The organism is Cytobacillus sp. FSL K6-0129, assembly GCF_038007625.1.
Taxonomy (GTDB): Bacteria; Bacillota; Bacilli; order Bacillales; family Cytobacillaceae; genus Cytobacillus; species Cytobacillus kochii.
On the sequence record NZ_JBBOXM010000001.1, the window covers coordinates 3,802,199 to 3,824,042 of the forward strand.

The following is a 21,844-nucleotide window of genomic DNA, read 5'->3' on the forward strand; positions in this document are numbered from 1 at the left end:
ACATTTCATCGGTATTATGAAAAACTTTATTGAATATGCAAGTTGCATTGAAGCATAAAGAAATAAGGTTAGGGTCATCCCCTTCAGATGGTGATGGATACGATTTATTTATCAAATGTGTTGAGGATAATTTTGAGTGGCAAGAGTTAGAAATGCCATATCACGATAGAGATTGTTATGTAACTGATGAAACGTTAGGGCTACCACCATACAAGGCCTTTAAGCAGTATAAACGTCATTTGCGTTAAATACTTAATCTGAATAATGGGAGAGATTAGATTGAAACGTGAAAAGTGTCCTTGTTGTGGCTTTCTAACAATAGAAGGTTAGCCAAAGTAGTATGAGGGGCATAACATTAAATGTCTTATGATAAAGGGGGAATAACATGAATGTAGAGATATTATGGGCAGAAGAATTAGATGAATATTATAAAGGTGAAGTCGATTCTGAGTTAGTAGAAAACATTCAGAAGGAACTAAATATGGACTTGCCAGATTCCTATATTCAATTAATGAAGAAAAGAAATGGGTTCTATTTAAAAAATAAATACTTTTCTACGGAAACCCCGAATAGTTGGGCTAATAACTCTGTCCATGTTGATTTTTTATATGGAATAGGGCAAGAGCCAGGATTATTAGATAGTCTTTATTTGCGAAAAGAATGGGGAATACGCAGTAAAAAATTGCTGATTATATCAGCAGACCCACCGATGTTTATTTGTTTGGATTATAGAAAGAGGAAAAATCCTTCTGTCGTTTTTATCGATGTAGAGCAGAATCAAGAGATAAAGTTGGCAAAGGATTTTGAAGAATTTATCAATGGTCTTGTAGATTACATAGAGGATGTAGAATTGGACTCGTATGATTCAGAGCTTTCCGAACAGGAAATAAAAGATTACTATATGAAGATTGACGAAGTAATACAAAAGGGAAAGCCAGGAGAGATTGACCGTTTTTTTACAAAAATTCTCTCAACAAATAACGAATTGATTCGATATATAGTTGAAAAAATGAGACAACACGAAAAACCAAAAGTGCATTTTAATTTACTGCTTTTTTTGTCATGCTGTGCTGAAGGTGATAATAAGGGAATTATAGAAGATGATTATTTATTGGAAATATTAAATGAACTATCCCAGAGCAAAAATAGGGATGTTAGGGACTTCAGTTTGCATAGCTTGAAAGCATTAAATAATAGACTTAACGTGTAAGATGTTCATTTGTTTTTAACAGAGATGCCAATGAGATATGATGAATATATAAAGTAGGTGTCATTTTGGAAAGTGTGATTGATTTAGTAACCTTGCTTAAAAAGAAAAAGGTAAAGGTAATTGAAATACCTAAGTGGGGGACATATCTACGAAAGCAATGGGAAGATATCTTTGTCAATCATCTTAGTGATAAAGAAAAGAAATCTATTTATCTTTATGATGAAGATGGTTGTTGTGGATACCTATGGCATGTATTTAGTTATGAAAAAAGGAAATATTTAAAAGAAGAACAAGCTGATACAGCATTTAAGAAAGAATCAAAACAGTCATGTTATGTTTTTTATCAGCATTTGGATGATGCTTATATACTTGAAAAGGCTTCTTCTTTAACAGCCGAGGACTTTGTAAATGAAGAAGATGTTTACGTAGTAGATAAAGAGTTTAATTGGACTTACGTAAGAACGCATGAAACAGGCTGGTGCGGTCCGTATTTCAGTCGAAAAGACAAAACAAACTAAAGCTATATGGATTGGTTAGCAGTCAATCGTGATGACATTGATAGTTAAAATTGACGGATATTATCACCAGGTTCTAATTAAAGGAAAAAGTTGTTCAAAAAAGGAACTTATGAAAAGGTATATAAATGCCAAAGCTCTTATTTCAAATATTTTAGACCTTCCAGCTATATTTTGCCGAATTAACTGCTTTGACCAACTTGTCTATAATGAAGACATAGAGGTTGATTATGTAATTGATACCGACACCGATAGAATATATAAACCGTCTTATTAAGTGGGCAACTCTGCTCACTTTGATGATAGAGGTGAGGAAATAGCTGGAAGGTTATATTTTCGATATTAACAATTTTATGTATGGCTATCGCTTTAATAGGTTGCCAATTACAACAAGGAGAAACAATGGTTCTTTTAGATGAAAAAATATCAGAAATTAAAATTTCAGAGTCGAATGGAACAGGAGAAATGAATGAGGAGATTAATCTATCAATTAAAGAAGAGGAATTATTGGATTTACCATTTTGTTACATAAGAAAAGGACAATACCACTGATTGTCCTACATTGAGTATTAAAAATCTAATTACCTACATATGGATGGATACTTAACCATTTTCCTTGCTTATGATTATCCATTGTAATAACAACCCAACAAGTATCCCAGGTATAACACTTATCATTGGTAGCCATATAGGTGCTATATGTAAATCAAACAAAGTTATCTTCGTAGAAAAAATGGTTCCTACGGTCATAAAATACCCTGAAAACAAAAACAGGAAAGATGAATACGGCTTTTCACCACCGCCTGCATCTTTATAGGCATCCCATATTGCAAAGAAATATAAACAAGGAAAAAATAAAATCCACTTGTGGTTAGTTAGTTGAATTGCCCTTTCAACATTACCTTGTAAGCTAGATAGTATAATTAGATTTAGGTTCCCTTTTATAATAATTAAAACGATTAAAGGTATGAGTACAATGCCTTTAAGGTATTTACCATTTAATATTTGCCCAAAACCAGGAAATATAATGCTCCAAAGTAATACTTCGATTGTTTTCACGCCATTTATTTGTTTCCACTTTTCTTTATTATATTTGTCCGATTTATTGCCGTTGGTACTTCTTCCATCCATCCATTTTTTATCATGATATTTGCGCCATCATTAGCATATTTTACAATTTCAGCTGAGAGCCGATTGTAATTCAACACTAGATCGCTTCTTTGACTAACTGATGCGGCAACTCCATAATTACCTATACCACCTGCTACCAGCATATTAAAATGAAACATCATTAGCTTATCTGAAAAAACTGGAACTGTAGATTCTAACGTAGCAGCATCCCATGTCATTGGTACTTGAAGATCACTTTCAATTAAACAATCACCAAAAACTTTTATGTGTTTTTTAGCTATTACTTTTCCTCTATTCATATAGTCTCTTACCTTTTGTGATTCTGCTGTTTGCCCGAAACCTATAGAAAGCATTACACCAATAACATTCGTTTGAATATTCGAGAATAATTGGGAAATTTCTATTACGTTCAGTGGTCTTTTCTTCCCAATAAACGAAATACCGTCAAAATAGTTTTTATCTTCAACAAAATTGACTTTATTAGGAATAGGTATATGTGGTGGCCGAATTAATAATCCTTTATTGAGTAAGCTATCAATGACTTGATCATAAAGGTTGGAGGTCTCCTCATGACAAGAACTAAAGAAAGTACGTATATCTTTTCTAGTTGACATAGCTTTCATCAAACTGTACTGCGCCATCCCTGCTTTACCAAGGTTTTGTAAATAACTTAGAAAGAAGATATCATCAAATAAACGAGGTGCTTGTAGGTTAACATCTTGTTCTGTAAACCCAACGGGGATTGGGATTTCTTCTTCGGTGAATATACCTTTTATATTGTCCAAACTTTGAAGAGATATATCATAGGCTATTTGAATATACGGTTCTATATCTGGATCTTGAACTTGCACTAGAAAGTAATTTAAAACATGTTCTGCCATACTATTTTGTAAGTAAGTTGCCCAGAGAGAACCAATTTCTGATGAGGTTAAGGGTATATAATTTGTTTTACTCAATATGATATCCTCCCAAAAGTAACAAATTTAAAAATAGTATTTGATCGATAAAAAAAACTATTAATGGTAAATAATGAGATAAATAACACCACTAACTGAAAAGTTTCCCATCAATGTTTATAATGCCGTACTAGGAAATAGATGAGTTTTTTATACAAAAGTGGGAAGACAAGAAAGACAGAGAGAACCTACTCGAGAAATATAAAGCCAAGCAGTTCATCGAGATTATAAGAGATGCTACACCAATTACAAAGTTTAATTTATTCTTTAAACTAGTCGAGAAGATGACGGTTTATAAAGTGAAGAAAAAAGTAATAGTGACCTTGTTAGAAGGAATAGAGTAGAGTGTCAAGAAATATAAGAATATGTTTGCCGGTTGGGGTTAATTATCTTGACCGGCTTTTTAATTTTTATTTCGAAAACAATTCATAAGTATCCTTTAATACGGAGTAGAAGTATATTGCGTAGCAGTATCACCTGACTTGGTGACTATGTAAAAGCATGTAGTGAAAGTCGATGGTTATAGAATATCTGTGATCCCTCGGCGGCTTATTCAGCAGTTACGCCTTAACCAACAATTGGTTGGTTATCATCGCTTAGCTATATGAAGGCAAAGCATATGATATCATAGACCTATACTTAAATTTAGATTTAGGTTGTTCTAACTTAAAAGGTGAGTGCGGAAAACCTAAGACTCTTAAAATTGCATTTAAAATAGTTAAGCCGTTGTCTATTCAATTCAAATGATTCGATTTAGAAGAGGCATTTAAGTTTAGACGTGGAATTATTTATGATATAGATTAAGGATTGATTAATGAAGCAAGTGCCATCACCTGTTTTAATTATCATACATACAAATACTTTGTACCAACGATCAATTTGATAGATTGAAGAGTTAAGTAAATTGAATTCTATAACTATAAATTAAAAAATAGAGGAGTGAGACAACAATATGCAATATGATGCAAAGAATTCGGAAGAATATCTAGAATTGCTTGAAGACGATTGGAGAAAAGAGAAATTGCTTGCGGTTAGACAAATGATTTTTGCTTATGCACCTGAATTTGATGAGGTGATTCGCTATAAGATGTTGAATTATGGTAAAGATGATACCTATGTGTTTGCATTAAATGCGCAAAAACATTATGTCAGTCTCTATGTGGGTACAATAGATAAGGTAGAAAATGCAGAGACCCTATTAACTGGTTATAATTATGGAAAAGGCTGCATTCGTATCAAAAAAACGATAAAGATGGAAGAAACGGGATTGGAACAATTTATTCATAAAACCGTTGATATGTGGCGCGCCGGTGAAAATACGGATTGTTAAGCTTGAGAGATAAGAAGGTCACAATCCCATTGTGATCATATATGTAGGTGTCTGACCGTGTTAAACATAAATGCCAAAAAAACGCTTCAGAATGCCTCTGAAGTGAACTTAATGTAATCATATGTGGAGGAAAACGATGACTTATGAAGAAATTATGCAAAAGCTTGAAGAATTAGGCAGTGACCAAACAAAGAGAATCTTCTTGAACCACGGAGTAAAGGAACCTTATTTTGGTGTGAAGATTGGAGATTTAAAAAAGCTTGTTAAGTATGTAAAGAAGGATCAGAAGTTAGCATTACAACTATATCATTCTGGAAATCATGATGCGATGTATTTGGCAGGTCTATCTGTTAATCCAAAATTAATGGCAAAAGAGGACTTACAAGACTGGGCTAAGAAAGCTTATTGGTATATGGTCGCTGAATATACCGTTGCGCAGGTAGCAGCTGAAAGTGAGTATGCCCTTGAATTGGCTAATGAATGGATGAGCTCAGAGCAAGAGATGATCACAGTTGTTGGATGGAGTACATATGCGAATTATTTATCAATTACTCCTGATGAGGAGCTAGACATAGGTGAAATTAGGACATTGTTGTACAGAGTGAAAGATTCTGTACATGAGGAACGCAATCGAGTTCGTTATGTTATGAATTCCTTTGTTATTTCCGTCGGCTCCTATGTACCTGAATTAACGGAAGAAGCGAAACAGGTAGCTGATTTTATTGGAAAAGTACATGTGGATGTAGGAAATACTGCTTGTAAGGTACCGCTCGCAAAAGACTATATAAAAAAAGTAGAGGATAAAGATCGAATCGGAATCAAGCGTAAGACATGTATTTGTTAATATAATATATAGTCCTGCTCATTACCCATGTGTGTTTGAGGTCAAGAAATAAGTGGGAAATTATCATTGAAAAGTTTGACATTCCTCCACAACCGAGTGCTTTTTCTTGCAGCAAGAATTTCACTCTTTTTATAAATGGAAGTATATATAAGTAGTTTTTATGAAAGTCCCAAAAGAAACTGTTTGGAAATGAATGTGATAAATTTTATGATTACAATCAAAAAGGGTATTAATATAATGAAGGAGGAATAGGTCATGAATGTTTCATTCCATATTGAAATTCAAAATCTTTATCAAAAACTAATAGATGCTTGGAACAATCGTGATGCCCAGGGAATGGCTGTACTCTTTGAAGAACAGGGAGTCCAAATTGGTTTTGATGGAAGTAAGGTAATAGGACAAGAAGAGATTTTATCGCACCTAACACCCATTTTTGAAGGTCATCCTACTGCTCCTTTTGTTACTAAAGTTAAAGAGACACGGCTTTTAGGTACTGATGTAGCAATTTTACACGCTATTGCAGGTATGATTTCACCTGAAACATCAGATATTAACCCATCAGTAAATGCTCATCAAACGCTAGTTGCAGTGAAGAAAAATCATGAATGGCAAATTGAACTTTTTCAAAATACCCCGGCTCAGTTTCATGGCAGACCAGAGTTAGTGGAGGAAATGACAGAAGAGTTAAGGCAATTACTTCATAACTGAAGTCGTAGCCTTGTTCAGCAAAAGGGCGCTTTCTGCAACAATGGAGGCGCCTATTTTCATTTAAGTGAGAAATAACAACTACATTACATTAGGTGATTAGGATAAAAATATGGTGGTAAACCGCATAATAAAATGCGCATTAAACAAGAAGCGATGGCAGTGGTAATTCTAGGTTAAAAAGGTCAATTGTTAGAAGTAGTGGATAATCAATTAAATCAGAAGAGAATATTTCATCACCAGTTATTCAAGAACAGAAAATCGGTAGAAATGATTCTTGTCCATATGGTAGTGGGGGAAAATATATATAGTTTTTGCAGAAGAACAGCATCGATGTAATGTTTCTGTTATTAGGTTTATAAACGGTAGATTTGAATGGACTTGTAAAGGTTAAAAAAGCATGGATTTTCCGTTCAAACTGTCCATGCTTTTGCAATCTATCTTATTTAAGTTAATTAATGCTACTTGTCTTCACGTAGTAAGTAGTTGTTCCCGTCTTGGTCTTTAAAAGAGAACATTGTACCAAAAGGAAGTCTTTGCATTTCATCTACTTCTACTCCATTTTGGTTCATTTTTTCGTAAGCGGATTCTATATCAGTTGTGCTGAAAAGGATAGAAGGGTGAGAAACAGCTGAAGGGTTTTGTTGTTCCATAGCTGACTTGGAGTAAAGAACAAGTGTTGTAAATTCGTCTTCACTTGGACCGACTTCTATCCAAGACATGTTTGGTCCCATAGCTTGTTCAAATTTTAAGACAAAACCAACTTTGTTTATCCAGAAGTCTTTCGCTAGTTCTTGGTCTTTTACATAAACAGTTACCTTACCAATTTTGTTAATCATAGAAAACTCCTTTTTTATTTATTACTTTAATCCTAGTAATTTTATCATTTAATTTTAGCAATACCAATTTTTTTCATTTCCTTTTATGCTGTTCCAATTCATTTGATAGGAAAAAGGATGTTGTATTAGGATTTAAATATCACATATTGTCTCCATGATTGTCTTTAGCTAGAAGGTATTACTGATGGAAAATAGAAATATTATGTAATCTATTAAAAGGGGGAGACACGATGAAACTAGGAGCATTTTCTATTAGTTTAAATGTAAAAGATATTCATCGATCAAAAGCATTTTACGAGGATTTAGGATTCAAAACGCTAGGAGGGGACATTAATCAGAATTGGCTTATATTGAAGAATGAACAAACGGTCATAGGTCTCTTTCAAGGAATGTTTGAAAAAAATGCCCTTACATTTAATCCAGGGTGGGATAATAACGCTGAAAATCTAGAAGATTTTACAGATGTGCGAGAACTCCAAAAAGAATTGAAAGAAAAAGGAGTAAAATTAATACAAGAAGCCGATGAATCAACAGAAGGACCGGCATTTATTACTCTGGAAGATCCAGACGGCAATCCAATCTTAATTGATCAACATCGATAAGGAACTCATCTGAAAAAAATCACACCGAAAAATAGAAAGAAAAGGTGCGATGAAAAAATACCTTTTCTTTCTGGTGAGATTAGTCTATTTCGCATTTGCATCTGGTTGATGAATGCCGAAAATATTTCCTTCTGTATCCTTATAGTACCCCTGCCAAGCCATGCCAGGGAGAGCATATTTGGGCAATGCTACTACACCACCATTATTAAGTATTTTTTCTTCAATCGCATGGTAATTTTCTACTCCTATTGTACAGGCATAACCATTTAATGGCTGATTTGATTCAGGAGGAGGACTTTGACGTTGCATTAAAGCACCGTTAATTCCAGGCTCATCCTTACCGCCAGTTACTGCCCCAAAATAAGGCATACCTGCAAATTCGCTCCAATCTTCAAATGCCCAGCCAAATACCTCGCCATAAAACTTTCTAGCGCGGTCCATATCATCTACATGAATTTCGAAATGTACTAATCTACCCATGATTACCTCTTGATTTTTCTTAAAAAAATGAATCCCTGATGTATGTAATTTCTACTAATCTGTAGGGCGCTCCTTCTCAATATGGAATTTAATTTATCTTTTATACATTAATGCCAAGCACTAGGAAGGTACCTTTTATAAAAGAGAGTCACTTGCTACACAGCAGAAGATTATTGTGCAGCAAAAAACTTCAATGCTAGGTGAAAGAATATAAAGGAGGGAAAACAATGAATCATTCGTCTTTTGTTATAAGAAAAGCGGTTCTTGAGGATGCCATGGGCTTATGAAATTGTTATCTCAAATCTGGATTCGGAAGAAGTTACATTTGTTGAAGAATTAATATGAAAGAGTGGTTTATTGACCATGCTTCAAATTATAAACATTCGTTTGCTAAATCCAAGGATACAAGAAGCAGTGAACGATGCTCTTACATCCAGGTTACTATACCAATGTTAAGGCGATAAATCGGTATGAATAATCCTTTTGCAGCCTTTTTACAATTGTTTCTCCGTGTATTTCTTGTATATCCTTCTGATATAGGTGTTTCTTCTTTCTGAAAAACAAACGATGCTATTATATGGTATCGAGTAGAGGGTGGTTTTTAAGTTGTTAGGTTCATATCCTTTAATAAAATGAAAAAGCAGTAAATAAGAATCGCCATATTAGATAGCGCAAGAGTGTAAACATCTAAATTAAAAATCAGTTCTCCGAGGTGTATTATTCATCTCCGCCTTATAATTCTCAATTGATATGGCAGTACAAAACCATAAACAATAAAATAAAACAAAATAGAGAAAAAATTAAACCATCCTTTTTCTATCATGTAACCAAAGTATTCTATTCCAATTTCGATACCAAATGAAATGAGGGTGAAGAATATGACTAATATCCATTTGTTTTTTTATTTGAGAAATTTAAGAAGATACAAGCTAATGATGAAGGGATGAAGGTAAAAGAGAGAATATCTCCGAGCCCTAGCTTTTTAGGGGAACCTAAATCAACTAAGTCGAAAACGCGTAAAATAAATGCATCCATGATCCATGTTGCAAACCCAACAATACAAAAAATGATATATAATTCTGTTCGATTTATTCTCTTTTTGGGCATGAGGTTAAGGATAAATAATAGCGCGACAACAACGATGATTGGAAACCATAATCCTTTTGCTCCAAGGTCTAAGTTACTAAGTGCAGTAGAAAGCATGGTATCTCCTCCGAAATTACTAAAACTTAGTATGCGTATTAAAGGATGGAAAATACATACATTCTAGATACAGTATGTTGGAAATAAAGGAAACCGATGCTGACAATATGTGTGAATGGAGAGCAGAGAAATGGAACTCATGTTAGGATCAGGAATTCTTCTTAGCTACATGTATGCAGTATATTTTCTATTTAATCAGTTACCAAAGGTCATTGCCAGAAGAAATACTGATTTTGTGAGGCAAATTCTGTCTTCTTGGATCATTGTCGTTATTTCTTCCTTCATACTTGCTCAAATGACCAAGGGGCGTCTAGCAGTGTCCATCCTATTCGATGGTATTTTTTACTTTTCTATAGTCATTACTTTAGGCTTGTTTTATTTGTTTGTTATCATAAGGAACGTTAACCTCTTACTCTATAAGAAAATAATCAATAAAATCCAAGTAAATATGAAACAATAGTTCCATTTAGAGTAAGCGGAACTTAAAAGAAGCGAACTTTTTTGCAATTAGTAACGGATTACGACTGCCGTCCAATATATAAAGCTCATAAAGACAAAAACACTTATAAAGGTGAAAACGGCAGAAGGTAATTTTTTATACGTAAATATAAGGAACCAGCCAACGATTATATGGATTAGTAAAAAGATGAGTATCATGGCATTCGACTTCCTTTCGATAAAAATATTCGTGCAAGCTCATAGCACTTCTGATCATCGTCCCTAGCCTTTTTTATAGTCCAGCGCTCTCTAATTCACTAATGGTGGTAAATATACGAGAATATATGTCTTTTACATGTTCCACTTTTAATTCATCGTTATATAATCCATACCCTACACTATTCACTGCATCTTCTTCTTTTGAGGGGAGAATGCCGACCGCATAGTTTACGCCAGGCGACCATTGCCAGTCTTTGTTGAATGTATTTTCTTCTATATAAAAAGGAGCAACACTATTGGCTGAGATAAAAAAGAATGGAATGGTTGAATGTAAGTAAACATTGGCATATTGTTTTTTAGACGCTTCTGTTAGGTTTTCTTCAGTAACGATCACGGCATCAAGAGAACGTTTGGTTGTTTCTAGTTCATTAAAGGACATTTCAATGAATTTGATGGTGTCTTCTTTTATTTCAGGTGTTTCCCCAATTACGGCAATCTTTAAGGTGCTTCCTTTATAAACATCAAAGCTAGGTGTATCGCTACAGGCGCTAAGTAATACTATAAAGCTGAAGATGAAAATAGTTAAAGAACTTCTTCTTTTCATACATACTCCTCCTCTTATAATTGAATATTAGCATAATATTCCATTTTTGTTAAAGGGATATTTAAAATATAAAACGAATTACTTAATGAACATACATAGAGGAGGAGAAAACCTTGAACCATTCTTCATTTATCATTAGAAAAGCGGTTATAGAGGATGCAATGGGCATCGCAAGAGTACACGTCGATAGTTGGCGCAGCACCTATGCAGCCATTTTCCCACAAGAATATCTAAATGGACTTACGTATGAAAAGAGGGAAAAATTGTGGTTAAACAATATACCTCTTGGTGGCGTGTATGTGGCTGAAAATGAGGTTGGTGAAATCATTGGGTTTTCTTCAGGTGGGGAAGAGAGAAGTGGGAAGTACAACGGTTTTGATGGCGAACTGTATGCAATTTATTTATTAGAAGAGTATCAAAGAAAAGGAGTGGGATCGGCTCTGTTTGCAGCCGTTACTACTGAACTGAAACAAAAGGGATATCAAGGGATGCTTGTCCTAGTTGTGGAGGATAATCACTCTTATCGATTTTATGAAGCCCTTGGTGGTGAAAAGATTGATTCTATTGAAATGAGTATGGCTGGTGAGAAATATGGGGAGATTGTGTATGGATGGAGAGATATTACTCCTTTGACATTAGAAATCAATAAACGTTTTACATATCGTTAAAGTGAGATTCATACTCAATTGTTATCTTATTGATAGCGGGGATAGCATCAGTGGCTATCAGTACATTTGGCGAAGGAGGAGCCAAATGTTTTTTTTGATTATTTCTAAAGAGAAAAATTACCATATTTACTGTATAATAGGCTTATATAAATAGAAGGTGGGATAGTGATGTCTTATCCAGTGAGAGTGAGGGCATGTGCGCTAATCATCGAAAATGATTCAATTCTTTTGATTGAATATGAAGATGAGAGAGGCATTCATTATAATTTGCCTGCAGGGGGCGTAGAACCGAATGAATCAGTCATTGAAGCTGTAAAGCGAGAAGCGAAAGAAGAAGCATCAATTGACGTGAAAGTAGGTCCTTTAGCATTTATATATGAGTATGCTCCGCACTTGAATGCGAATAAATACGGTGATATTCATTCGTTGCAGTTAATTTTTGAATGTACCCTTACCGATGAATCTATTCCTAAACAACCAAAGTATCCTGATCCTAATCAAACTGATGTAAAATGGATTGAATTATCCGAATTAAATAACATCTTACTTTTCCCCCATTTAGGAGAACATATTCTTACCTATCATCAACAGAAAAGAAATATCGGATTAATAGAAGAACAAACGCTAAGTTGATAGGAGGAGAATCTTGAAAAGAAAGATATTCGCAAAATTTGTTACTAGAATCATTATGAAAGTAAGAGGTTCAATATTTAAATGAAGTACCAAAAAACGACTGTCATAGTTAGTGTCATTTTGGTTAGTGTCGTTTGTGTGATGTTATTTAACTTTCTAAAGAAAGATGTCTGGGATGTGAATGCTGAGTTATTGAAAGAAGAGGTATTGTCCATTGAGTCATCTGTAGAAGAAGTAAATTTATTGGATATCACACCATTTGAGTGGGATAAGGTTTATTTCTTTGAGCCTTATACTCAGAAAGAGTGGATATATGAAACGGTAGGATATAAATGGGATACTATTAGTGAAACAGTAAACGAAGGAATGAACCAAATAGTATTTATAAAGAATAATCAAGTGGTTTGTTATGTATATGGATACCCAGAAAATAACGGATACGGCATTTCTATGAGTGAAAAAACGACTCAAGTCCCTGGTGGCTTTCTCCTTAAAGCGGATGAACAGCGCCCATTTGAAGTGGTAAGGCATGGTGGTGTGGTCTATTTAAAAAGCAACTAGCAGATTTAATGTAGATAAAAGGAGAAAATGAAATTGATTACATCTGGAGAAGTTCAATTAGGGTTATATCGTGAGGAGCACTTAGAAATATTAAATAGATTTGAATTACCGGAAAATCAAGCGAAGTTTACAGCATTACCAAAGGAAAAAGTAGCTGTTTCTGATGGGCAATATCGAGTAGTTATCCTTTCAAAAGACGTACCAGTAGGCTTTTTCCTGCTACACAGTACAAAAAGGGTAAGTGAATATACTACTAATTATCATGCAATGTTATTGACAGCCCTTTCTATAGATTACAAACATCAGGGCAAAGGGTATGCTAAGCAAGCGATGCTCGCGTTAAAAGCATTTATCACTACTCATTTCCCCGATTGCAATGAAGTGGTTTTGGCGGTCAATCATAAAAACATTCCCGCACAGCAATTGTACTTAAAAGTTGGTTTTGTTGATACTGGTGAGCGGAAAATAGGAAAAATTGGCGAACAGTTTATATTGAAATTAAAGATAAAGTAATAGACCATTTTCATCTCAAACCACCTTCTTATTTTGAAGGAATACTAGCGTTTCTGTTTATGCAGAAACGCTTTTCTTTATGTAAAGAAACCTGGGTGAATGATGGGGTCTATAAGATTAAAACGTTAATGTGTTCGTCTCGATTTTCTTTCTCAATATTGCACTAGAAAAACCAATAGTATATTGTTCTCTTAAGTTATTTGGTTTATCAACTTAATCGATTCAACAAACAATTGGAGGAATTTAGCTGAATGAATAAACAGGTCCAACTGAATAAGATTAAAGAGGATTTTATTCTAAGTCAAAAGGTGCTATCAGCCATTGGTGATGAAACGCGTCAATCAATATTATTAGTGCTTATGGGGACGGATTGTGAAACGGGAATGCGCGTGGGTGAGATTACTAACCAAACGCATCTTTCAAGACCTGCCGTTTCTCATCATCTAAAGATCTTGCGTGAAGCTGGAATCATATTAATGCGTAAAGAAGGCACAAAGAATTTTTATTATATAAATGTACGATCAGAATTAGGGTTATTAAAAATGCTTGTAGGGGATATTGAAAAATTTATGGATGATTTTTATAGATAATGAAGGAAAAGGTGGATGAAATATGAGAGCAATGGTTATTAATCAATATGGAAAAGTGCCTATGCAATTGGCAGAGATGCCTATACCAGAAATGAGTGATCATGAGGTACTTGTAACCATTTATGCCGCTAGTTTTAATCCCATTGATTTTAAGATCCGGGATGGGAAAGTGAAACTATTAGTTAAATATAGTATGCCACTTATATTAGGTAATGATTTTTCTGGTGTTGTTACAAAAGTCGGTAAAAAAGTGACGCGTTTTAAAGTAGGTGATGAAATATATGGCCGCCCCCGCAAGAGTAAAATTGGCACTTTTGCGGAATACCTTGCCATTCATGAAGATGACATTGCATTAAAGCCAAGAAATTTGACCTTTGAAGAAGCAGCATCAATTCCGTTGGTAGGGCTAACTTCTTATCAAGCGTTAATAGATATTTTACAATTGCAAAAGGGTCAAAAGGTGTTTATTCAAGCTGGAGCAGGTGGAGTCGGCACCTTTGCTATTCAGTTGGCAAAAGAAATGGGTGCTACCGTGGCAACGACTGCGAGTCAAGCTGGTGAAGATTTAGTAAAATCTCTTGGAGCCGATATCATTATCAATTACAAGACGGAACAATTTGAAGAGATACTGAATGACTACGATGCAGTCTTTGATACGCTTGGCGGAGAAATATTAGAAAAATCTTTTGAAGTGGTAAGGCCTGGAGGAAAGATTGCTTCCGTTTCGGGACTACCCAATGCTCGCTTCGGTAAAGATTATGGCTCAGGTTTTTTTAAGACGTTATTGTTTTCCGTGGCAAGCCATAAACTTACGAGTCTTGAAAAAAAATATCAGGTTCATTATACTTTTTTATTTATGAAACCAAGTGGCAAACAATTAAAAGCCATCGCAGACTTGATTGAGGCTAGTAAAATAAAGCCGATCATAGATAAAGTATTTTCATTTGACGATGCACAAAAAGCGATGGAATATGCAGAATCAGGGAGGGCAAAAGGGAAAATCATATTAAAAATTAAATAGGTGCTAAATATTCTTTTAGTGACTGTAAAATACTAGTCCCTCACATATGGAACTAGTTTTTCCCTTTCTTAAATCGTATTTATTTGTCCGTTCTCTCTTAGAATGGAGAGGGAAGAATTTTCATTTGAAGCTATCCATTCTCAATTGAAGACTCTTTTTTTCTATTTTATAGTTTATTTCACAATAATGTAATATTTAGTTGAAAACGTATACATTTCTTATATAGCCTATATTTAGCGTTGATTCCTCATAATATTTAACCGATTAGGAATGATTGATATAAATTAATTCATGCGCTTTAATTGACAAATATAATATTAGTAATATAATAATAATCAATGCTAATTAATAATAATTATAGATTATGAATGTGATCATTCTGTTAATCTATGATTAAATTTAAACAACTTTTAGGAGGACTACAACATGTCATTAATAGGAAAAGAAGTATTACCATTTAACGCACATGCATATAGAAATGGAGATTTTATTGAAGTATCTGAAGCAGATCTTAAAGGTCATTGGAGTGTCGTTTGTTTCTACCCAGCTGACTTTACATTTGTTTGCCCAACAGAGCTTGAAGATCTTCAAGATCAATACCCAGCTCTACAAGAACTAGGTGTAGAAGTATTCTCTGTTTCAAGAGACTCTCACTTTACTCATAAAGCATGGCATGATACATCAGAAGCAATTGGTAAAATCACATATACAATGATTGGTGATCCATCACATACAATTTCTCGTAACTTCGATGTTCTTATTGAAGAATTAGGTCAAGCAGATCGTGGTACATTCATTATCGATCCAGATGGTATCATTCAAGCAGTTGAAATCAATGCAGATGGTATTGGTCGTGACGCAAGCATTCTTATCGATAAAATTAAAGCAGCTCAATATGTTCGTTCTAATCCAGGCGAAGTTTGCCCGGCAAAATGGAAAGAAGGATCTTCTACACTTAAGCCAAGCCTTGATTTAGTCGGCAAAATTTAAGGAGTGGAACCCCATGATATTAGAAGCAGAAATTAAAGAGCAACTCCATCAGTATCTTCAACTGATGGAGGGCGATGTATTACTGAAAGTAAGTACCGGAGACGATGACGTATCAAAAGATATGCTTTCTCTCGTTGATGAACTTGCAACAATGTCATCTAAAATTAAGGTAGAAACAGCTACATTAAAAAGAACACCAAGCTTCAGCGTGAATCGCATGGGTGAAGATACAGGTGTAGCTTTTGCTGGTATTCCTCTTGGTCATGAATTTACTTCCTTAGTATTAGCCTTATTACAAGCAAGTGGCCGCGCGCCAAAAGTAGATGATAAGGTGATGGAACAGGTAAAGAATATTCAAGGAGAGTTTCATTTCGAAACTTACGTTAGTCTGACATGCCATAATTGTCCTGATGTGGTACAGGCCTTGAATATCATGAGTGTGTTAAACCCAGGCATTACACACACAATGATCGATGGCGCGGCTTTTAAAGAAGAAGTCGATAGCAAAAACATCATGGCCGTACCAACTGTTTTCCTTAATGGAGAAGTGTTTGGCAGTGGACGTATGACTTTAGATGAAATTTTAGCGAAGATGGGTAGCACAGAAGATCCAGCCGAATTTTCTAATAAAGATCCATTTGATGTACTAGTTGTTGGTGGTGGCCCAGCAGGTGCGAGTGCAGCGATTTATGCTGCTCGTAAAGGTATCCGTACTGGAGTTGTTGCTGAGCGATTCGGTGGTCAAATCATGGATACGTTAGGTATCGAGAACTTTATCGGTACGAAGTATACAGAAGGTCCTAAGCTTGCAGCTAGTCTTGAAGAACATGTGAAAGAATACGATGTCGACGTGATGAATCTACAACGCGCGAAAAGCTTACAAAGAAAAGAACTCATTGAAGTGGAATTAGAAAACGGTGCAGTTCTTAAGAGTAAGTCAGTCATTCTTTCCACAGGTGCAAGATGGAGAAACGTTGGCGTACCTGGTGAAGCAGAATTCAAAAATAAAGGTGTCGCTTACTGTCCACATTGTGACGGCCCATTATTCGAAGGAAAAGACGTTGCGGTCATCGGTGGCGGTAATTCAGGTATCGAGGCAGCAATCGACCTAGCGGGTATCGTTAAACATGTAACAGTTATTGAGTTCGGTGCAGAACTAAGAGCCGATTCGGTCCTACAAGAACGTCTGTATAGCTTACCGAATGTAAAAGTGATTAAGAACGCACAAACAACAGAAATCACGGGTACAGATAAAGTGAATGGTATCACTTATCTAGACCGTGAAACAGAAGAAGTACACCATATTGAACTTCAAGGAATCTTTGTTCAAATTGGTCTTGTTCCAAACACGGATTGGTTAGGCGATACGATTGAGCGCACAAGAACAGGCGAAATCGTCGTCGATAACCATGGTGCAACAAACGTCCCAGGCGTATTTGCAGCAGGTGACTGTACGAACAACCCGTACAAACAAATTATAATTTCTATGGGATCAGGTGCCAACGCATCATTAGGTGCATTTGATTATCTGATTAGGAATTAATATATATTTGCGGAGAAAGGTCAAGTGAGTTGAAACTCATCTTGGCCTTTCTCTTTTTTTATGGAGTGGATGTATTAATATTGTTTGGGCTGGTTCAATCATGCAATCGAAGAAAAAGAGTTTTGCTCGTACATCTAGAGTAAAATCTTCAAAGATAGCCGAACAAAAAGTTTTCATTCTCTCCTATTTAGTCCTTATTTGTTGACTAAGCGTTTATCAACTAGGTTATATTTACAATTTTTACATATATTTTGATACAATTATAGTGAGATCAAAGTATTTCTAGAGGGTGTATGACTATAAATATGTGGAGACCTTTTTACGCTAGTGGTGTAGATTTAAAATAAAATCGCGACGTTTGTAAAAAAGATGCGATGTTTAAAACAAAGGTACGATATTTATAAAAAAGATGCGAAGATTTACCCCTTTGAATATGCATTGTCCGAAGAGGGATTTTATGGTGAAAATAACATGACGATCTTCAACAATCGGGCCAGATTGTGAAACAAAAACTTAAAGATTGTGAAGAAATGTACTTAAACTATCGGGGCAGGTTTGTTGAATAAGAATTTCGAGAAATCCCTTTATTAAGCTAAAAAGTCCTTCTTAATAAGAGAAGGACTTTTTAATGATTATTCGATTGTTTCTCTAATGGTTATAGTTTCTTCTGCTTTATGACCAGATTCTCCATGTCCTGGTCCAAACAAATTCAATATTACAACTCCTACAATAATCAATGATATTCCTGTAATGCTAGCTATGTTAAGTTTTTCCTTCCAAACTAAAACTGAGATTGCTGTAGTCAATACAATTCCTAGACCTGCCCATAATGCATATGCAGTGTTTAACGGGATTGTTTTTAGTGACAAGGATAAAAAGAAAAAACAACCAACGAAAGCTATTAATACCCCTATTGTAGGATACAGTTTTGAAAAGCCTTCAGATGCTTTTAATAGAGAAGAGCCAATAATCTCTCCCACTATAGCTAGAGCTAGATATAGATATGACATTATTTGTCCTCCTGAATCATGTTAATTAGTTCATCAAAAACTTGTGTTTTTAGTTCTTCATTTAATTGTGTCATACCAAATATTTCTGAGAACCAAAGACCATCTATGGATAATCTTGCAATTGTTATTTTGACAGGATCAATTCCATCAGTTATTAATTTTGTATGCAAAGTATTGTATTTTTGCCGAAATTCATTTAATAAATCTGGATTAATAAACATAGCAGCTAGTAGTGCGGAATTTAGATTATTATTTTCTAAATCGGAAAATGTAGATTTCAAATAAGCCCTATTCCATTTTCCTATTGCGTTTTTATTGTCGTTATTAACTAAGGTATTAATGCTTTCGAAATAATTATTTGTCCAATCTTCCACCATTCCTTTAATTAATGCTTCCTTGCTAGGGTAATGGTACAGTAATCCACCTTTACTCACGCCAGCTCTTTGGGCGACTGCCTCCAAGGTAAGTTTAACAACTCCTTCTTCTTTTACAATTTCAGATGCAGCAAGCAATATATTTTTTTTCTTATTAGCATGCTTTGAAATAGACATAGTACCCTCCATACGTAAGATATATATATAGTATACCGTCTGGACGGTTTTATCAATAGGATTAATATTCTTATTTAGTATTATTCTTTCTCAGAAAAATAATCCAAATAAATGAATCCAATATTTTTTAAAGATGTACTTAAAGGAAAGGGTAGCTTGCTATAGAGGCAGCATTCCTATAATAAGTGAAATCTTATGGTAGAAACGGGGCAGGATTGTTGAAGAGGAATTAAAAAAACATATGGAGTATATTGTAAGTAAAAAGGGGTGATTTATATGAAAGTTTGGATTTCATTATTAGGAGGATTAGTAATCGGTATCATACTATCATACTTTTTCCTTGATTATAACGGATGGACCATACATCATATGGGGGAAAACGGTGAAGTAGTTAAAACTATAAATGAATTAGATTTTAACTTGATTACAAATGGATTCTTGATAGTGGTTGGTGTGTCTTTTTTGATATATGTAGTTTGGACATTAATTGAAAGAAAAAAGATTGAATAAAAGTTTCTTCAACTAAAGGGTGCTTTACTTCAATATTAGGATGTTCAACAATCGGGCGCGATTGTTGAGCATCACAGGTAGAAAATGATCAAACTTTTTTATAAAAACCAAACTTAAATCTGCTAAAGATGAATCCTTTTTGATCAATCTTTTGTTCAGATGGATTCTTCTTATTTATCGTAAAATAAGGCTTTGCGAGGTATTTTTGCTAAAACTTTATTTCAAAGCTACAAGTGGTATCGTGTTAGAGAAATTAACACAAGAAGATGTATTGAAAGCTGAGGAGCATTTTGTTGCCAAGGGAATATGTGGATTTACTTCATATACAAAATGGCGGCTACCTTTTGAAAGATAGTATCAACATAGACATAGAGATAGATAATGAGCATACGCTTCCAATTGATTATCTCCTCGGTATTAAAGAAAACAAAGGTATCATGGAGAAGAAGTGTCTATTTAATGAATGGGAAATTGATCATAATCAACTTATCGTTATTTCTGGCGATGGCCATTATTTTATTGTATTAGATTATAGTAAGAATCAACATAACCCAAATGTTGCTTATTTAAATACTGATTCAGGTGAGCTAATCGAGTTATTCCCAACATTTTATGAATTTATGAACGAGCTCTTACCAGAAGGTGACGAAATTTCATATGACCATGAAGAAGAAGAGATCAATCAATTCATGCGTAATCCTAATTTAGTAGATGCTAGAAAGCTGGTAAACTCGGATAATGAAGATTTAATTTATCAAGGAATAGAATATTGGGGTCAAACAGGCAAAGATAAAAGTGAATTCAATCGTCTATTGCTTCACATTGTTCAGCACACTAAATTTTTGTCAGTTCAAGCATTAGTAGCGGAGATATTATGGAGAAAAGTAGCATCGGAAGAGATAAAAGAAAAGTCTGCCATTCAGGCGGTTATTGATAGTATTCCAGATTCACCGTTAGATTTAGTGAAAGAATAAAAACAAAAAATAGTTGAAGAATTGAATGGATGATTGTTTCCTCGTTCTTATTGTATAAGTGATTAGTTGGTGTATATACGAGGGTCCCACTCCACAAGTGTCACCGAATTTATGGAGGGAAATGGAATGTGCGACGTTGTATAGCCACTTGGAATTGTATGTTAAGCTTAATTGTACATACAAGTAAGAAACGTTACTATCAATATAAAAGGAGCAATTAAAATGGAAGCAGCAAAACAATGGCTTGCTATCCCTAAACATACTAGAGAAATGCTCGTAAGAAATGTATTTTGTAGCAATTGTGGGGAAACGGAGATTGTGAAATACACGATTGAATCGGGTGATTATGGACCTATATTAAAAGGAAAATGTAAAACTTGTGGCACTGAAATTGCTCGTGTAATTGAGTAGTGCTAAGCATGGAGGGGTGGTCTTAGGTAGACTGTCCTTTTTCTTTGATATACGTTGATTTCAACATAAGTGGATTGCATAGCAATGACAATGTTAAAATAAAACAATGGCTTTAATACTACATAGCAAAGTCTGTTGAGATAGGAGCGATAATTATGGTTGATAATAATGATCTTTTAATCCGGTTGCGATATGCGTTGGATATTAAAAATAGTGAAATGGCAGAGATTTTTAAGCTAGGTGAGGAAGAGGTTACAGTGCCAGAGGTGGTGAAGATTCTTAAAAAGTTTGATGAAGATGAGGTGGAAAACCGAATTGAATTAACTGATGCGATGTTGAATTCGTTCTTAAATGGCCTCATTATTTATAAAAGAGGAAAACAAGAGCCGAAACCTGGGCAAGCGAATACACCGGACCCGTCGATTACGAGCCATCGACATATCAATAACATCCTCTTAAAGAAAGTCAAAATTGCCTTGGCATTAACAACAGATGACATGATTGATATCTTTAGAAAAGCGGGACTCAACGTTTCAAAAGGAGAAATAGGCGCTTTTCTTAGAAAAGAAGGACATAAAAATTATAAAGTGTGCTTAGATCACTTTGCTAGGAACTTCTTAAAAGGTCTGACTGTTAAATATAGGGAAGCATGATATAAAAAAAGCAGTGGGAGTAATCCTGCTGTTTTTATTTTGTTCAAAAATAAAATAAATTAAATAAATATAGCTAAAAAATTAACTATATTAATTTACATATTAATATAATTAATATATAATCAAATAAAATTAAATGA

Annotated in this window: 29 protein-coding genes; 21 read left to right on the forward strand and 8 right to left on the reverse strand. The window is 34.5% G+C overall.

The features are described from left to right. Positions 1-29: 29 nt before the first annotated feature. The 4 genes from MHI57_RS19320 (at position 30) to MHI57_RS19335 (ending at position 2,277) form a co-directional block, all read left to right on the forward strand. A complete protein-coding gene (locus MHI57_RS19320) occupies positions 30-248 on the forward strand; it encodes a hypothetical protein (RefSeq protein WP_340977855.1) in 219 nt (72 codons plus the stop codon). 137 nt (positions 249-385) lie between these two features. Further along, complete coding sequence (locus tag MHI57_RS19325) at positions 386-1,210, forward strand: SMI1/KNR4 family protein (protein ID WP_340977856.1); 825 nt, start codon at positions 386-388, stop codon at positions 1,208-1,210. Positions 1,211-1,287: 77 nt separating this feature from the next. Beyond that, positions 1,288-1,728: a DUF4275 family protein gene (locus tag MHI57_RS19330; protein WP_281203155.1), complete on the forward strand. Its 441-nt coding sequence runs from the start codon at positions 1,288-1,290 to the stop codon at positions 1,726-1,728. Between the two features lie 354 nt (positions 1,729-2,082). After that, positions 2,083-2,277, forward strand: a complete 195-nt coding sequence (locus MHI57_RS19335) for a hypothetical protein (RefSeq protein WP_281203135.1) — start codon at positions 2,083-2,085, stop codon at positions 2,275-2,277. 51 nt (positions 2,278-2,328) lie between these two features. Here MHI57_RS19335 and MHI57_RS19340 read toward each other — a convergent pair whose 3' ends face one another. Next, the gene (locus MHI57_RS19340) at positions 2,329-2,784 is read right to left on the reverse strand and encodes a hypothetical protein (RefSeq protein ID WP_340977857.1); all 456 of its coding nucleotides are present in this window, start codon (positions 2,782-2,784) and stop codon (positions 2,329-2,331) included. A 5-nt stretch (positions 2,785-2,789) separates the two neighbouring features. Next, complete coding sequence (locus tag MHI57_RS19345; RefSeq protein ID WP_340977859.1) at positions 2,790-3,812, reverse strand: DUF3231 family protein; 1,023 nt, start codon at positions 3,810-3,812, stop codon at positions 2,790-2,792. Between the two features lie 952 nt (positions 3,813-4,764). Here MHI57_RS19345 and MHI57_RS19350 point away from each other — a divergent pair. The 3 genes from MHI57_RS19350 to MHI57_RS19360 all read left to right on the forward strand — a co-directional run bounded on the left by MHI57_RS19350 (position 4,765) and on the right by MHI57_RS19360 (position 6,694). Next, positions 4,765-5,142: an iron chaperone gene (locus MHI57_RS19350; RefSeq protein WP_307315090.1), complete on the forward strand. Its 378-nt coding sequence runs from the start codon at positions 4,765-4,767 to the stop codon at positions 5,140-5,142. A 136-nt stretch (positions 5,143-5,278) separates the two neighbouring features. Then, a complete protein-coding gene (locus MHI57_RS19355) occupies positions 5,279-5,986 on the forward strand; it encodes a DNA alkylation repair protein (protein WP_340977863.1) in 708 nt (235 codons plus the stop codon). 255 nt (positions 5,987-6,241) lie between these two features. Then, entirely contained in the window at positions 6,242-6,694 is a 453-nt protein-coding gene (locus MHI57_RS19360) for an SgcJ/EcaC family oxidoreductase (protein ID WP_340977865.1), read from the forward strand. 458 nt (positions 6,695-7,152) lie between these two features. On the opposite strand, the gene MHI57_RS19365 is transcribed toward MHI57_RS19360, so the two are convergent. Then, entirely contained in the window at positions 7,153-7,530 is a 378-nt protein-coding gene (locus MHI57_RS19365) for a VOC family protein (RefSeq protein ID WP_307315068.1), read from the reverse strand. A 230-nt stretch (positions 7,531-7,760) separates the two neighbouring features. On the opposite strand from MHI57_RS19365, the gene MHI57_RS19370 reads away from it, so the two are divergent. Then, positions 7,761-8,132, forward strand: coding sequence for a VOC family protein (locus tag MHI57_RS19370; protein WP_224934413.1), 372 nt, complete (start codon positions 7,761-7,763; stop codon positions 8,130-8,132). A gap of 84 nt (positions 8,133-8,216) precedes the next feature. On the opposite strand, the gene MHI57_RS19375 is transcribed toward MHI57_RS19370, so the two are convergent. Both MHI57_RS19375 and MHI57_RS19380 read right to left on the reverse strand, forming a co-directional pair. Further along, positions 8,217-8,612, reverse strand: a complete 396-nt coding sequence (locus tag MHI57_RS19375; protein WP_340977869.1) for a VOC family protein — start codon at positions 8,610-8,612, stop codon at positions 8,217-8,219. Positions 8,613-9,494: 882 nt separating this feature from the next. After that, positions 9,495-9,815, reverse strand: a complete 321-nt coding sequence (locus MHI57_RS19380) for a hypothetical protein (protein WP_340977870.1) — start codon at positions 9,813-9,815, stop codon at positions 9,495-9,497. 130 nt (positions 9,816-9,945) lie between these two features. Between MHI57_RS19380 and MHI57_RS19385 the strand changes: the two genes are divergently transcribed. Then, positions 9,946-10,275 carry a hypothetical protein gene (locus tag MHI57_RS19385; protein ID WP_340977872.1) on the forward strand — a complete coding sequence of 110 codons (330 nt, stop codon included), beginning with the start codon at positions 9,946-9,948 and terminating at the stop codon, positions 10,273-10,275. A gap of 270 nt (positions 10,276-10,545) precedes the next feature. Here MHI57_RS19385 and MHI57_RS19390 read toward each other — a convergent pair whose 3' ends face one another. Beyond that, positions 10,546-11,076, reverse strand: a complete 531-nt coding sequence (locus MHI57_RS19390; RefSeq protein WP_340977874.1) for a hypothetical protein — start codon at positions 11,074-11,076, stop codon at positions 10,546-10,548. A 113-nt stretch (positions 11,077-11,189) separates the two neighbouring features. On the opposite strand from MHI57_RS19390, the gene MHI57_RS19395 reads away from it, so the two are divergent. The 8 genes from MHI57_RS19395 to ahpF all read left to right on the forward strand — a co-directional run bounded on the left by MHI57_RS19395 (position 11,190) and on the right by ahpF (position 17,595). Next, on the forward strand, positions 11,190-11,744 hold the full coding sequence (locus MHI57_RS19395) for a GNAT family N-acetyltransferase (protein ID WP_340977875.1): 555 nt from the start codon (positions 11,190-11,192) through the stop codon (positions 11,742-11,744). Between the two features lie 168 nt (positions 11,745-11,912). After that, positions 11,913-12,377, forward strand: a complete 465-nt coding sequence (locus MHI57_RS19400) for an NUDIX domain-containing protein (protein WP_340977876.1) — start codon at positions 11,913-11,915, stop codon at positions 12,375-12,377. 81 nt (positions 12,378-12,458) lie between these two features. Then, a complete protein-coding gene (locus MHI57_RS19405; protein WP_340977878.1) occupies positions 12,459-12,938 on the forward strand; it encodes a hypothetical protein in 480 nt (159 codons plus the stop codon). A 27-nt stretch (positions 12,939-12,965) separates the two neighbouring features. Beyond that, positions 12,966-13,451 (forward strand): GNAT family N-acetyltransferase, encoded by a 486-nt coding sequence (locus MHI57_RS19410; RefSeq protein ID WP_340977880.1) that lies wholly within the window; start codon positions 12,966-12,968, stop codon positions 13,449-13,451. Between the two features lie 251 nt (positions 13,452-13,702). Then, positions 13,703-14,041 (forward strand): ArsR/SmtB family transcription factor, encoded by a 339-nt coding sequence (locus MHI57_RS19415; protein ID WP_340977882.1) that lies wholly within the window; start codon positions 13,703-13,705, stop codon positions 14,039-14,041. A 22-nt stretch (positions 14,042-14,063) separates the two neighbouring features. Continuing rightward, complete coding sequence (locus MHI57_RS19420; protein ID WP_340977884.1) at positions 14,064-15,062, forward strand: NADP-dependent oxidoreductase; 999 nt, start codon at positions 14,064-14,066, stop codon at positions 15,060-15,062. Positions 15,063-15,488: 426 nt separating this feature from the next. Beyond that, complete coding sequence (gene ahpC / locus MHI57_RS19425; RefSeq protein ID WP_095370569.1) at positions 15,489-16,052, forward strand: alkyl hydroperoxide reductase subunit C; 564 nt, start codon at positions 15,489-15,491, stop codon at positions 16,050-16,052. A gap of 13 nt (positions 16,053-16,065) precedes the next feature. Then, positions 16,066-17,595, forward strand: a complete 1,530-nt coding sequence (gene ahpF, locus MHI57_RS19430; RefSeq protein WP_307315039.1) for an alkyl hydroperoxide reductase subunit F — start codon at positions 16,066-16,068, stop codon at positions 17,593-17,595. A 632-nt stretch (positions 17,596-18,227) separates the two neighbouring features. Here the strand turns inward: ahpF and qacH are convergent. Together qacH and MHI57_RS19440 are read right to left on the reverse strand one after the other, a co-directional pair. Continuing rightward, positions 18,228-18,605: a quaternary ammonium compound efflux SMR transporter QacH gene (gene qacH / locus MHI57_RS19435; RefSeq protein ID WP_340977887.1), complete on the reverse strand. Its 378-nt coding sequence runs from the start codon at positions 18,603-18,605 to the stop codon at positions 18,228-18,230. Beyond that, on the reverse strand, positions 18,605-19,156 hold the full coding sequence (locus tag MHI57_RS19440; protein ID WP_340977889.1) for a TetR/AcrR family transcriptional regulator: 552 nt from the start codon (positions 19,154-19,156) through the stop codon (positions 18,605-18,607). Before MHI57_RS19440 ends, qacH begins: the two co-directional genes overlap by 1 nt. Positions 19,157-19,432: 276 nt before the next feature. Here MHI57_RS19440 and MHI57_RS19445 point away from each other — a divergent pair, with 276 nt between their 5' ends. The 4 genes from MHI57_RS19445 (at position 19,433) to MHI57_RS19460 (ending at position 21,704) form a co-directional block, all read left to right on the forward strand. After that, positions 19,433-19,666, forward strand: a complete 234-nt coding sequence (locus tag MHI57_RS19445) for a hypothetical protein (protein WP_340977890.1) — start codon at positions 19,433-19,435, stop codon at positions 19,664-19,666. A 293-nt stretch (positions 19,667-19,959) separates the two neighbouring features. Beyond that, complete coding sequence (locus tag MHI57_RS19450) at positions 19,960-20,640, forward strand: SMI1/KNR4 family protein (protein ID WP_340977892.1); 681 nt, start codon at positions 19,960-19,962, stop codon at positions 20,638-20,640. Positions 20,641-20,862: 222 nt separating this feature from the next. Next, positions 20,863-21,051 (forward strand): hypothetical protein, encoded by a 189-nt coding sequence (locus tag MHI57_RS19455; protein WP_095370561.1) that lies wholly within the window; start codon positions 20,863-20,865, stop codon positions 21,049-21,051. A 155-nt stretch (positions 21,052-21,206) separates the two neighbouring features. Further along, positions 21,207-21,704, forward strand: a complete 498-nt coding sequence (locus tag MHI57_RS19460) for a YehS family protein (protein ID WP_322910148.1) — start codon at positions 21,207-21,209, stop codon at positions 21,702-21,704. The last annotated feature ends 140 nt before the right edge of the window (positions 21,705-21,844 follow it).